Raw genomic sequence first — 13,701 nt, 5'->3', positions numbered from 1 at the left:
GCGGGTATCCAGATTATGGCTGCCGGGCTCATGAATGCCCGTTTCCCGGTCACCTGCAACGGCGCCAACCTGGCATACCGGCGTGCCGCATTCGAGCGGGTGGGCGGATTCGAGGGCGTCGGGGATGTCATTTCCGGGGATGATGACCTCCTCATGCAGAAAATCGCACGCGGAAGGGCAGCAGGCGTCCGTTTTGTCACCGGTATAGAAACAGCAGTGCGGACAGGCGCTGCCGGGAGCCTCGGTGAGTTTCTCGGAAAGCGCGCGCGGTGGGCATCGAAAATCGGGAGATACCCTTCGGTTTCTGCAGTTGCACTGATGGCGGCCTTCTTCGCTTTTTTTGCAGCGATTCCGATCTGGCTGGGGCTCGCTGCCGCTCACCGGGTGGCGTTTTTTCCCCTCGCTGTTATTTACGGTCTTAAAACAATATGCGATCTTGTTCTGGCCGGTTATGGAGTTTATAAAATCGGGAAGCTCCGGCTGATGCTCATGTTTCCCCTTGCCGAAATTCTCCATGTGCCTTATATAATCTTTGTGTCGGTAAAAGGATTGTTCGGATCGTTCGAATGGCGCGGACGGCGAACCGGAGCTGTCAGTGTCGAGCGCGGAAAAACTTCATATGATTAAGAGGGCTGTGAAAAAGTATATTTTTCACGAGCCCGATAATGAAATGTATTGTTTTGATGCTGTCAAGGGCATGTAAACCGGCACTTCGTGCCGACCCTTAACAGCTTATATCCACACGTACAGGCTTTATCACATGACTTTAAAAAAGATACTTGAATCCCTCGAACATATTCCTCCCGAAATTCTCAAAAAGAATCTCAAAGGCGTTCTTTGGGAAGGCACCCCCGATTCCGGCGGGCTGTCGCTGACCTTCGATGACGGCCCCGATCCCGATATCACACCCTATGTGCTCGATTTTCTCGATGAAGCGGGAGCACGGGGCACGTTTTTCATGGTGGGCGAGCAGGTGAAGAAGCATCCCGATACGGCCCGGATGGTTGTCGAGCGCGGGCATATCGCCGGGAATCACTCCATGACCCACTGTTCGATGTTTCTCATGAAAAAAAGCGAAGTCAACCGTGAGATCGACGATACCCAGAAAGCCATAAGCGACACTACCGGCGCTGCTCCATGCTGGTTCAGACCACCGTACGGCATGTTCGATTTCACGAGCGCCGAAGCGGTGAGGCAGAAAGGGCTGACACTCGTTCTCTGGACCGTGCTGTCGGGGGATTACTCGGATGATCCGCCCGAAAAGATTCTGAGGACGGTCGAACCGTTCATCAGGCCCGGCGCGATCTTGGTGTTTCACGATACCGCGCACGGGGGTGGACTCTTTCTGCCGGAGATACTGCGCAGTATATACACAAGGGCCCGACACGACGAAATACGGTTCATCGGAATCGATGAGCTCACGGTTTCCGATTCGATCGAAGGGGACGAGAACGATGCCTGACATGCCTGTTGTCTGTATAGTGGGCTATTCGGTGTTCTATCTCGTCGTCTCTCTTGTGCTGGCAGCCGGTATAATGCGTTTGCGGAGGAGGAAACCGCCCGGAGATGAACCCACGGTCTCTGTTGTCGTCTGCGCCCGTAACGAGGAACGTGTCATCCGGCGGTGTATCGACAGCCTCGTAGAGCTCGATTATCCGCGCGATAAAACTGAGGTCATTCTCGTCGATGACGAATCCGACGACAGCACGCCGGCCATTCTCGAAGAATATGCATCCCGGTACCCGTTTCTGACCGTTCTCTCCACCGAGAGCGAGCCTCGCGACCTGCCGGCGAAACAGCGGCCGCTCAATCTGGGAATCAACCATGCCCATGGCGAGATCGTACTGCTGACCGACGCCGACTGCGCGGTCAAACCCGGCTGGGTTCGGGCACATGTGGCGGCGTATCATGGCAGTGTCGGGATTTCCGGAGGTATTACCGTTGTTTCGGGGAAGCACGGCGGCCTGTTTGCACGGATTCAGGGATGCGAGCTCGTGACGAAGCTCGCGGCTGCAATGGGCGCGGCAGGGCTCGGATTGCCGGTTACGATCATGGGTAACAATATTTCGTTCAGACGGCAGGCATATGATGCAAGCGGAGGATTCAGCAGGATCGAGCCCAACATAGTCGAGGATATGGCCCTTGTGAACGCTGTTGTGGGACAGACCGGATACCGTCTCGGCTGGGCCGTGGGAGGTGATGGTGTAGCTGTGACCATGCCGGAGGATTCCTTTCGTAAATTCATACATCAGCGGCTCCGTTGGATTACCGGGATGGGGAATTTCTCGATGACAGGCAAGGTATTGATGGGTATCGAGATCATGATGTCGCTGGTGTTTATCGCTTCTCTGGTGTTTGCGCGGTGTAATCCGGCGATCCCGTTGATACCGATGCTTTCATGGTTTTCCGGGTATGTCATTCTGCTGTGCGCTGTTCCGGGATCGGCGCCGAGCGATTTTGTGCTCATTCCGGGGATGCTTCTGTTTCAGAGTCTTTACGGTTGCGTATTGTTATGGAGAATTGTAGCCGGAAACCGGGCAGTGGAATGGAAAGGGCGGATATACCGGAGCAACAATGCATGAGGGAGCATCTGAAAAGTCCCTCCTGACACGACCGGTTGAGCAGTCCAAAGGAAACGGATGAGTGTAACTGCAATAGTCCAGACCGCCTTCATCGGCGATGTAGTGCTTGCGACCCCGCTTTTCGAGGCTGCGCGGAAATCGCGGCCCCGCGATACCATTATTGCCGTGGTTCGGGCCGGCTGCGAGAACCTTCCCGGAAACAATCCGTTCGTCGATGAAGTAGTCGTATGGGACAAACGCGGCAGGGAAAGCGGTATCGGCGGATTTATCCGGTTCGTGAAACGCCTGAGAAGCTTCGCCATCGACACCGCGATAATTCCCCACCGTTCGCTGAGAACAGCCGCCGCGCTCTTTCACGCGGGTGTCCGTACGAGGATAGGATTCGCGAAAGGCGGGGGCATGCTCCTCCATACCATCCGGGTACCATACTGTCCCGGAATCCACGAGGTGGAGCGCAATCTCATGCTTGCGGAGGCCGTGGGGTGGGAAACGGCCGGATGCCTGCCTGCGGTTTTCCCGGACGACCATGACAGGTCGGCGGTCGATGACCGGCTCGGCGCTGTATCCTCGTTATGCGTTCTTGCGCCCGGATCGGTCTGGATGACGAAACGGTGGCCGGTGGAATATTACAGCGCTGTCGGCAACGCATTTGCGGCGAAAGGCATGCGCGTCGTTGTGAGCGGCGGCGAGGGAGACAAGGAAATCTGCGCAATCCTTTCCCGGAACGTTTCGGGCGCGATCGACACCTGCGGCCTGTTGAGCCTGCGTCAGTCCGCCGAGCTCTACCGGAGGGCTGCGTTCGTTCTCACGGGCGACAGCGCTCCCCAGCATATTGCCGCCGCGATGGGCACCGGGGTTTTTTCGATTTTCGGGCCGACAGTCCGCGATTTCGGATTCTGGCCCTATACCGAGCGCGGGATGGTGATCGAAGAGGATGCCGACTGCCGTCCCTGCGGCGTTCACGGTCACCGTGAATGCCCGGATAAAAGCCATCGCTGCATGAAGTCCGTAACACCGGAGCGGGTCATTCGCCTGATCGAAGAAACGCTCGGATCATGAAATGGAGTACAACAATAGCTGACGAACGACGGAACCGGCTTTCCGTCGAAGCTGTTCCCGGAGGAGTGTGATCGGCAATGGAAGCATCATATTATGAAAAACTCGACAAGAACAGGGTCCGTTGTATTCTGTGCCCGAATTTCTGTACGATAACCGATGGTAATACAGGCATCTGCAGGATCAGGGCCAACAGGGGCGGCACGCTTGTTGCCGAAGGTTACGGTCGTGTGGTTTCGCTCGCTGTCGATCCCATCGAGAAAAAACCTCTCTACCATTTTCACCCTTCGAGCGTCATATTGTCAACTGGTGTGAACGGGTGTAATTTCCGGTGCGGATTCTGCCAGAACAGCGAAATATCCCAGGAGGATGTAAACTCACGGTATATCGAGCCGGATGAACTTGCACGGCTTGCCTCGCAGAATGGCTCCATCGGAGTGGCGTACACCTACACCGAGCCGTTCATATGGTTCGAGTATATCCGTGATGCGGGCAAGCTTGTCCGTAAGCGCGGGCTTGTCAACGTTCTCGTGACCAACGGGTATGTCAACGAGGAACCGCTCCGTGAGCTGCTGCCCGTTATCGATGCCATGAATGTGGACATCAAGTCGATCAGGCCGGAATTTTACAAGAAGGTATGCGGCGGAAAGCTCGATGATGTTCTGAGAACCGTGGAAACAGCATCGAAACAGTGTCATGTCGAGGTGACAAATCTCGTGGTAACCAATTACAACGATACGGACGAGGATTTTGAAAAGCTGACCGACTGGATAGCCGGTGTCAGCCAGTCCATGCCGCTTCATTTTTCACGGTATTTTCCCCATTACAGGTTTTCCGAGCCTCCGACACCGGTGGAAACACTCCTCCGGGGATATGAGATTGCAAAGAAAAAGCTCAGGTATGTCTACCTGGGCAATGTCGCCGTTCCCGGGACTTCCGATACTATGTGCCCGTCGTGCGGATCGGTGCTGGTCAGACGGTCGTACTATTCTGTCTCGGCAGCCGGTATCAGGGGCGGGCGCTGTGTTTCGTGCGGAACGGCTGCGGAATTTACGGGAATCTGATTGAATCGTACTACGATTTTGAACCGATATAAAAGAGTAATAGAACGCGGATATTTTCTACAGTGGGCAACCACGGGGGGTTGCCCCTACAAAGAAAACACAAAAAATTATTTCGTCATGTATCAGAACTGTCCGGTTAATTTAAAAAGCCCCCTTTCTGTCACTTCGTTCCATCCTTCCCCCTAGCAGGGGGCAGGATATAACTGCAAGCGCCACACTATGTTGCCCCCTCCGGGGGAAACAGGCGCGTAAGCGCTGAAGGGGGCTGTTCTAAAAATATGAGATAGTAACATCGAGCATTGTTGAAATTCATTGAAAACCATAGCGTTTTCAATACATTATGCACATTGAAATGTAACCGGACACTATTAATGTTACTTCCTTTGCGTGCCCAAAGGAAGTAACCAAGGAAAGGGCACCCTGTGAAAAGCCATTTCCCCCGTTCACTGCCCGTTTTTCGGGAATGTGTGAACTCACGAGCCTTCGGCTCGCTCGGACAGCACCCATTCTTTTTCCGAAAAACGGTTGTGACCGCGGGGCTTTTCAACGGGTTTATAAATTCACAGGCTTTAATCGAAAGAATTCCTCGGAGTTTTCACTCCGGGGTAGTTCATTGGTCTATAGTCAATGTATTACAATAAAATTGGGGGTCTTAAGTATGTAAATCGGCACTTCGTGCCGGCCCTTGACAGCTTATATCCACGTAAATGGTGTTTTTCACAAGGCTTATAGATGTGAACGATTAATAATTACTAAAGATAGTATAAATAATCTATTATGCCTATTTGTGCCTTTATGGTGAAATATTTTACCAATAACCCCCATAACCATAGATGGTCACAACGAAGGATGAATAACCTCCATGACTATAGATAGTCACACAGAAGGATGGAAAATATATGCAGGCTGTTTATGGATTCCCGATTAAAGACTCGGGAATGACGGTGGTACAGGGACTCCAGGAACTTGGCCGGTGCTTCAGCACCGGAAACCGTAGAAGCATTTTCAGATAAATCCAGGTTAGAATGCACCTTGATATACGACGGTATTATACACGCGGCGATGCGATTCTGGTATGTATCGTGTCCCTCGCCGCGATTTTGAGCATAGCCGCTGTCGAGTTTTTCCCCGGCGGGGGAAAACACGTTGTCGTTGAAGCGGACGGCCGAAAGGTATTGGAACTTTCGCTCGATAAAAACGTTACAACAAAGGTTTCCGGTCCGCTCGGTGAAACGACCGTATGCGTTGAAAACGGGACCGTACGCATCACCGATTCGCCCTGTCCGCACGGGTACTGCAAACATATGGGGTATATCAGCCATCGTGGTGAAATACTGGTTTGTGCTCCCAACCATATCATCGTATCCATACGGGGGGGCAGGGATAATGATTCGTTCGACGGAGTGACGCAATGACAGGAGGAAGTTCCCCGACCCGACGGCTTGTTATGATATCCATGCTTTCCGCATTCGGGCTCATCCTGTTTGTTTTCGAATCCTTTCTGCCGGTGCTTCCCTGGTTCAGGCCGGGGCTGGGGAATATCGCCACCATTCTCGCGCTTCTGCTCTATGGTTTCGGTGACGCGATCAAGGTGACGCTGCTGCGGGTGGTTCTGGGAGCGCTCATACTCGGAAGGCTTTTTACCCCCGTGTTCGTTTTCGCCGTTTCCGGCGGACTGGCTTCGGCACTGGTCATGGTGTTTGTCCTCCGGTATACGCGGAATGTATTCGGGCCGGTCGGTATCAGTGTGCTCGGCGCGCTCGCTCATAACATTATTCAGCTTGTAATCGCCTATTTCTTCTTTGTAAAGAGTGTGGAAATGTTTATATTTATACCCGTATTTATTTTTACGGGAGTGATTACCGGGAATATCACCGGTCTTATTGCGGCCATGGTTCTTGAGCGGGGAAGCGCCCTTTTTGCCCCCGAACCGGTCCGCGAGAGGGAAACAGTATGAAAATCGGCAAGGCGAAACTGGATGTTATCGCCGGTGATATAACGAGGATACCGGTTGAAGCGATTGTCAACCCGGCGAACAACATGCTCTGGATGGGGGGAGGCGTGTCGGCGCTTATACGCAAAGCCGGCGGAGAAAGCATAGAGACCGAATCCCTGAAAAAAGCTCCTGCGCCGATCGGCGAGGCGGTGGAAACGAAGGCAGGCGCACTGGCAGCCCGCTGGATTATCCACGCTGTAATAACGGGCCAGGACCTTGTCGCCACCGAATCCGCAATCCGTAAAGCGATGAGAGCCTCCCTTGTGAAGGCTGATTCATTACGGTGTACTTCGCTTGTCGTTCCCATCCTCACAACCGAAATTTCGCATGTCGAGATTCATATCATTGCATACGGGATGGTTGAAGAGACGGTAAAATTCCTGATTCAGGACAATAAATCCCTCGAATATGTGGCATTCGCGGATAACGATGAATCCGTTCGGAAAATCATCAACGACAAACTTCTGGAGATGTTTACGAAACATGGCTGAAAAACCGGATTTACCCCTGCTTGAGGGTCAGATCGACGATATAAACCGCTGTTTCAGGTGCGGGCTGTGCAAGACGGTGTGTCCTTCGTTCGAGGAACTGAAACTCGAAGGCTCATCTCCGAGAGGAAGGGTACAGTTTGCCCAGTCGGTGCTCAATGGCAGCGTTGCGCTCGACGGCGCGGTTCAGGCACGGATGCTCGACTGCCTCAACTGTATGCGGTGCGCCGAAATCTGTCCTTCGGGAGTGCGCACCGACCATATTGTCCTTGCCGCGCGGGCCGAGCTGGCCAAAAGGGGAAAACTGAACATCATCAAGAAAATGGTGTTCAAGACCATCATCCGGTACCCGTTTTTCATGAACATGGCCGCGCGTTTCGCTTCGACAGGGCAGCGGTGGTTCTATACGGGTAATCAGCTTTTGGAGGCGCTTATCCCGCGTTTTGCAGGCATGGGCGACAAGCATTTTCCCATTCTCGCGGCCAAACAGTCCATAAGCAGATGGCCGCTTGTCAATCCGCCGGTTTCGGGCAAACCTGTCAAACGTGTCGGTTATTTCATCGGGTGCGCGACAAACCTGATGTTCACCAATGTTGCCGACGCCACCATACGAGTGCTCACCAGGAACAATGTGGAAGTCGTTATTCCGCGGAAACAGGCATGCTGCGGAATACCCGTATACTCCTCGGGGGATTTCAAAACCGCGCGATATCTGGCGGAAATCAATCTCAAGGCGTTTTCCGGGCTCGATATCGACTGTATTGTCACCGACTGCGCTTCCTGTTCGGCTGCGCTCAAGCATGAAGTGAAAGAGCTGCTCGGTGTGGGGCCGTTCGATGTTCCGGTTTACGATCTCAACGAATTTCTCGTGAATGTGATCGATATCGACAGGGATTTCGGGGAAATTCCCCTGCGTGTCACGTACCACGATCCCTGCCATCTCGGACGGGGACAGGGAATTTACCGTGAGCCGCGCGAGCTTCTGAAAATGGTTCCGGGTGTCGAGTATGTCGAGATGACCGGCGCAGACCGGTGCTGCGGCGGAGCCGGAACATTTTCGTACACACATCACGAGCTGTCGCGAAAGGTCGGGGCGCATAAGGCCGAGAGTATCCGCGAAACGGAGGCGGACTATGTGGCGACTCCCTGCCCCTCGTGCAAGATGCAGCTCGACGATCTGCTCAATCACGAAGGAGAAGATATTCATACAATTCATCCTGTCGAGCTACTCGACATGGCCTATAGAAAGAAAGACGAACAATCTCACACGACAAACATGGCGCCGGAAAGCATAAAGATACCTGTATGAAACTGAACAGCGCTGATCCGTACTGGGGGTAACATGAAACGAAAAGGAATCACAGCCAATATCATAAAACTTCTGACTTCGGTTATAATAGCGGCCGGACTGCTTGCCGGGTGCGCTGCCACAGTCCCGAAAGAAAATGAACCGGAGGCTGTCGAGACATCGAAAAAGAAAGCCATGGATATGTTCATCCAGGGGAAAGTTGCCGAGTCGAAGAACCAGTTTGGAGAAGCGATCGCTTCATATCTGGAAGCCCTTCAATATGATCCGGATTCCGGCGAGATTGCGTATGCGCTTGCCGAGGCATTCGTCAAAAACGGGAAAATAAAGTCGGCGCATTACTATACGAAACTCGCGACAAAACTCGATCCGACCAACAAGGAAGCATGGCAGCTCCTGCAGCGCATCGAGCAGCACGAGGGGAATTATGAAAAAGCCATCGAGGCGATGGAAATGTACATGAAGCTCAGCAAGGACAAGGATTTCAACTCCGTTCTTAAACTTGCCTATTTTTACTTCTCCGCCGGTAACGCCGAAAAAGGGAAAAGTATTCTGTTATCCAGCATCAAAGAAAAAGACATGCCGGCCCAGGATTTGCAGCAGGCCGCAGAGCTGCTGGCCATGAACGATTTCATCGATGAGGCCCTGTCCATCTATAAACGTATCATCGAACGCGACCCTGCCGATGAGAACGCATGGATTTCAATAGGTGAAATCTACGCTCAGAATGGCAAGCTCGATGAAGCGGATCAGACTTTTACCGAAGCGCTGCGGAAAAATCCCGGGAGCGTAAAACTCCTTGTCGAACTCGGTAATTTCTGCCTGAGTAAAAATGACTGGAAAGGCGCAATAACGTATTTCGAGCAGGCCGATGCAACCGGCATCGACAACATGAAAATCAGGAAAACCCTCTGCGCGCTCTATTATTATGACGGCAGAGACGAGGACGGCAAGGCGGCGCTCGATTCCCTCGTTGCAAAGGGGGAGGATGATGCCGGACTGTATTTCTCGCTCGGGAAAACGATGAATTATCTCGAACGGTACGATGAGGCGGTCAACTATTACAGCACCGGTTTTTCAAAGGTTGACAAGAATGTGAACCAGGAGTCGCTGCTCAACGCTTTCGCCGGTATGGCGCGGTCGCTCATCAAGCTTGGCCGTGCCGAAGAGGCTGTCGATCTCATCCGTAAACAAGCGGGGTCGTTCATCGAGGATAAAACGATACTGAAAGAGATCGAGGCAACCATTTATACCGAACTGAAACGGTATGAAGATGCGGCCGCCATTCTCGAATGGCTGTCCGAATCGGATCCCCAGAATATATCATATCTCCTGAGACTGAGCCTGGTTTATGACTTTCTCGGCCGTTTTGATAAGGCGGAAGAGGCGCTCCTCAACATACTGAAGATCGAACCGGACCATACCCTTGCCCTCAACAATCTCGCCTATATGTACATGGAGCATAACCAGAACCTCGACAAGGCAATCGGCATGGTCAAACGGTCGCTTGAAAAGGAACCGAAGAACGGGGCCTACCTCGATACTCTCGGCTGGGGATATTTTAAAAAAGGCAATTTAAAGGAAGCGCGAAAGTATATTGAAGCCGCGCTCAATGTGGCCGAGGCTTCCGATAAGGGTGTCATATACGAACACTACGGTGATGTTCTCGTGAAACTGGGCAAGGCAAAAGAAGCAGCCGATGCTTACAATTCGGCCATAAAGCTCGGCGAGGATTCCGCACGTATTCAGCCGAAAATCGATGGCATCAAGTGAGCGATATGATAAGAATGCTTCGGCCTGCGATCGCTGTTCTGTTTATCCTGACAATTCAGAGCTGCGGAAAGAAGCCTGTATCGGTTGTTCCCTCCGATGTCACCATTGAACAGATACTGGCTTCCTTCGAGAAACAGGCATCGGGGATACATGATTTTTCCGGACGGGCACGGGCCACCGCAAAGATTAACGGCCGCACTGAATCGGCAGCCGTCTATATCAATTACAGGAGCCCCGACAGGTTCCGGGTGATCATCAAGGGTACTTTCGGCATTGTCCTTTCCGTTATTGTCGCACGGCCCGATTCGTATACCGTGTACATCCCTTCATTGACCGGCTACTTCGTCGCAGGCCGCGGCGAAGATATTTCCGCGCTTCTCGTTCCCGGAATGCGGTTCGATATCGACCGTATTACCTCCATGTTCACCGGCGCATATCCTCCCGCCGATATTCAGGCCGGTTCCCGTGTTTCCCTGAAACATAAAAATTATCAGGCCATCCTTGCTCTGGAAGACAGTTTAAGGGAATACCGATACACGGTCGAAGGCCCCGGCTTACTGCTTGTTAAAGAAGAAATTTTAAAGGGCTCAAAGGTAGTCTGGCGACGTCTGTGTTCGGATTTTATATCATGCGGCGATGTGATGTTTCCGCGCAGAACCGAATTTACCGAGGGGAAAAAGATGCTCGCGCTGGATTTTTCGACCTGTTCGGTGAATACGGGTCTTGCCGAGAGCGACCTTGTTTTTGATATCCCCGCGAATGCTGAAAGGCTTATACTTGAAGAAAAAAACAAGCCAGCCCCAAACCGCCCGTGAGGTAGCTCTCCGGCTTCTTTCCCGGGTGGAAAACGAAGGGGCATATACCGACCGGATCATGACATCTCCCCTGATGAAGGAGCTTGAAACCCGTGACCGTTCTTTCGTCCGTGAAATGGTACCCGGAGTGATACGCTGGAAAATGCGCCTTGACCGTATCATCAATATTTACTATAATAAAAACCCGTCCGAACTCGATCAGGATATTCGTAATGTGCTTCGTCTCGGATTATTCCAGATCATGTTCATGGATTCCATTCCGGAATGGGCGGCGGTCAACGAGAGTGTAACAATCGCCGTAAAAACGCACGGCAAGGGCGCCGGGGGCCTCGTCAATGCTCTCCTCAGGAGATTTCTCCGTGAGGGTGAGCCGGATAAATGGCCTTCCGATACGGCGGAACGGCTGTCGCTCGAACTCTCTCATCCGCTCTGGATTGCACGGCGATGGATCGATGCTTTCGGCGAGAACATCGCCGAATCCATCATGAGGCAGGGAAACGAGAAACACCCGGTTTTTGTCCGTACGGGAAGGATCGGGACAAGCATGGAGAGCCTTGCAGAAGCGCTCGATCACGAGGGTTTCGAGACGGAGCCTGTAACCGGGATGCCTGAATACCTTTCGGTGTCAAAGGCCAACGGTCTGTTCGACAGCGTCGCCTTCCGTGACGGCCTCTTCATCGTCCAGGACCCCTCGGCGGGAATGGCCACGGTGCTGCTTGCTCCCCAGCCGGGCGAACAGGTGCTCGATCTCTGTTGTGCACCGGGAGGTAAAGCGATACACGCCGCCTCGCTCATGCACGATCAGGGGCGTATTACGGCTGTCGATAAGCATCAGTCGCGGCTCGGACTTGTCGAGGAAACCGCCGGACGTCTCGGATTCACTATCCTGGAGTTCAGGGAAGACGATGCGGTTACCTTCGGGCGCGATTCGGAGGAGCGGTACGACCGTGTTCTGCTCGATGTTCCCTGTTCGGGGACCGGTGTTTTTTCAAAACGGCCCGATCTGAAGTGGCGGCTGACCGATGAGGATGTAACCCGGATCGCATCCCTCCAGCGCGAGATGCTCGATAATGCCGCCGGTCAGGTCAAGCCGGGCGGTGTGCTGGTATACAGCACCTGCACCCTCGAACATGAGGAAAATGAGGATACGGTCGCGGATTTTCTGGAGCAACATCATGAGTTCACCATTGACCATGACAGCCGTTTCACAGCATTTGAACGAGGACCCGGATATCTGATTTTTCCCCACCAGATGGAGGGTGTCGGAGCTTTCGCAGCCAAGCTGCGGAAAGAGTAAGATGAATCAGAATACTCCACAGGCTGCATCCCGCTCGCAGAAGCGAACGAATAAATTCGATCCGCTGAAACTGGTCGGTACGATAATTCGGCATGGCATTATTGCCCTTTTTGCCCTTATTCTGGCCGGAATTACCTTTGTTGTGACCATGGACAGGATTATAATGCCGTATTACCAGCAGACCGGTCTTGAAATTCGTTTGCCTGACCTGACCGGAAAATCGCTCGCGGAAGCCGGAAAAACCGCTCATAGCCTGCACCTGTCAATCGTTCAGGATTCGCTCGTCTATCACAATATTTACCCCAAAGATGTCATAACCCTTCAGTTGACGCCGCCGGGAACGCTTGTCAAACCAGACCGTATCATCCATGTCACCGTATCGAAAGGGCCGCGACCGCTTCTCATGCCATCGGTAGTCGGACTTTCGCAACGTGAAGCCGAGCTCGTGGTAAAGGAAGCCGGTCTCGAAGTCAAATCGACGCCGATCATCCGGTCCAACAATTATTCGCGCGGTCTTGTCGCCGGGCAGTCTCCCCCGGGAGGGCAGGAGATTCCCGAAGACACGGATGTCGTTCTTTATATATCAAACGGTCTTCCCGAGACGAACATAAAGATGCCGAATCTTGTCGAGCTTTCGCTGAGCGCGGCGCTCGATACGCTGAAATTTTACCGGTTCGATATCAAGCTCGTACAGATCAATTATGTCAATGAATCCGAGATGCTGCCGGAAACTGTCATCGATCAGCAGCCCGATCCCGGCGCGCTGACCCATACGAGCAGTGAAGTGACGCTCGATGTATCGAAGAAGGAATAAACGGACCCGTATGGCGACCGGTAAAAGTGTAATAAAAAGCTCAAAAATCTTATAACCCGATCTATTCACAAATTTAAATAGAACGCGGATTTACGCGGATTTGAATTTTGTATATCATTTTTTAGTTCAAGATTCAGAAGGGCTGTGAAAAAGTAAATTTTTCACGAGCCCCATGACGAAATGTGTTGTTTCGGCGCTGTCAAGGGCATGTAAATCACTGGCAACCCCCCATTTTAAAGAACACTTTTTTCTATTATGTTACTTCCTTTGCTTGCCCAAAGGAAGTAACCAAGGAAAGGGCACCCCGCGAAAAGCCTGTTTCCACGGTCACGGCCCGTTTTTCGGGAATGTGTGAACTCACGAGCCTACGGCTCGCTCGGACAGCACCCATTCTTTTTCCGAAAACCGGTTGTGACCGCGGGGCTTTTCAATGGGGTTTATACATCAGAAGCTCCAAAGGGTGTTATGCTATGTATAATCAATTCATTACAATACAACTCAGTATGGATT

General features: G+C 52.6%; 13 protein-coding genes. All 13 read left to right on the top strand.

Annotated features, from left to right (window positions below; all coding sequences use genetic code 11):
- Positions 1 to 627 (top strand): hypothetical protein (locus tag LLG96_10510; GenBank protein ID MCE5250637.1); only part of this gene is annotated, 627 nt, incomplete at its 5' end.
- A 133-nt stretch (positions 628 to 760) separates the two neighbouring features.
- Positions 761 to 1,462 carry a polysaccharide deacetylase family protein gene (locus LLG96_10505; protein MCE5250636.1) on the top strand — a complete coding sequence of 234 codons (702 nt, stop codon included), beginning with the start codon at positions 761 to 763 and terminating at the stop codon, positions 1,460 to 1,462.
- Entirely contained in the window at positions 1,455 to 2,582 is a 1,128-nt protein-coding gene (locus LLG96_10500; protein MCE5250635.1) for a glycosyltransferase, read from the top strand. The genes LLG96_10505 and LLG96_10500 overlap by 8 nt, the downstream gene beginning before the upstream one ends.
- Before the next feature lie 57 nt (positions 2,583 to 2,639).
- The gene (locus LLG96_10495; protein ID MCE5250634.1) at positions 2,640 to 3,641 is read left to right on the top strand and encodes a glycosyltransferase family 9 protein; all 1,002 of its coding nucleotides are present in this window, start codon (positions 2,640 to 2,642) and stop codon (positions 3,639 to 3,641) included.
- Positions 3,642 to 3,718: 77 nt separating this feature from the next.
- Positions 3,719 to 4,702 (top strand): AmmeMemoRadiSam system radical SAM enzyme, encoded by a 984-nt coding sequence (gene amrS, locus LLG96_10490; GenBank protein MCE5250633.1) that lies wholly within the window; start codon positions 3,719 to 3,721, stop codon positions 4,700 to 4,702.
- A 1,025-nt stretch (positions 4,703 to 5,727) separates the two neighbouring features.
- The gene (locus LLG96_10485; protein MCE5250632.1) at positions 5,728 to 6,117 is read left to right on the top strand and encodes a NusG domain II-containing protein; all 390 of its coding nucleotides are present in this window, start codon (positions 5,728 to 5,730) and stop codon (positions 6,115 to 6,117) included.
- Positions 6,114 to 6,659: a Gx transporter family protein gene (locus tag LLG96_10480; protein MCE5250631.1), complete on the top strand. Its 546-nt coding sequence runs from the start codon at positions 6,114 to 6,116 to the stop codon at positions 6,657 to 6,659. The genes LLG96_10485 and LLG96_10480 overlap by 4 nt, the downstream gene beginning before the upstream one ends.
- Complete coding sequence (locus LLG96_10475; GenBank protein MCE5250630.1) at positions 6,656 to 7,189, top strand: macro domain-containing protein; 534 nt, start codon at positions 6,656 to 6,658, stop codon at positions 7,187 to 7,189. The genes LLG96_10480 and LLG96_10475 overlap by 4 nt, the downstream gene beginning before the upstream one ends.
- Positions 7,182 to 8,495, top strand: a complete 1,314-nt coding sequence (locus LLG96_10470; GenBank protein ID MCE5250629.1) for a (Fe-S)-binding protein — start codon at positions 7,182 to 7,184, stop codon at positions 8,493 to 8,495. Before LLG96_10475 ends, LLG96_10470 begins: the two co-directional genes overlap by 8 nt.
- A 33-nt stretch (positions 8,496 to 8,528) precedes the next feature.
- A complete protein-coding gene (locus LLG96_10465; protein ID MCE5250628.1) occupies positions 8,529 to 10,265 on the top strand; it encodes a tetratricopeptide repeat protein in 1,737 nt (578 codons plus the stop codon).
- Positions 10,266 to 10,270: 5 nt separating this feature from the next.
- Positions 10,271 to 11,080, top strand: coding sequence for a DUF4292 domain-containing protein (locus tag LLG96_10460; protein MCE5250627.1), 810 nt, complete (start codon positions 10,271 to 10,273; stop codon positions 11,078 to 11,080).
- A complete protein-coding gene (gene rsmB, locus LLG96_10455; protein ID MCE5250626.1) occupies positions 11,043 to 12,377 on the top strand; it encodes a 16S rRNA (cytosine(967)-C(5))-methyltransferase RsmB in 1,335 nt (444 codons plus the stop codon). Before LLG96_10460 ends, rsmB begins: the two co-directional genes overlap by 38 nt.
- Position 12,378: 1 nt before the next feature.
- Positions 12,379 to 13,191 (top strand): PASTA domain-containing protein, encoded by an 813-nt coding sequence (locus LLG96_10450; protein ID MCE5250625.1) that lies wholly within the window; start codon positions 12,379 to 12,381, stop codon positions 13,189 to 13,191.
- Positions 13,192 to 13,701 lie beyond the last annotated feature (510 nt).

The sequence above is a fragment of the bacterium genome, from assembly GCA_021372535.1.
Lineage (GTDB): Bacteria > Latescibacterota > Latescibacteria > Latescibacterales > Latescibacteraceae > JAFGMP01.
This window is presented reverse-complemented; position numbering and strand designations above follow the sequence as displayed.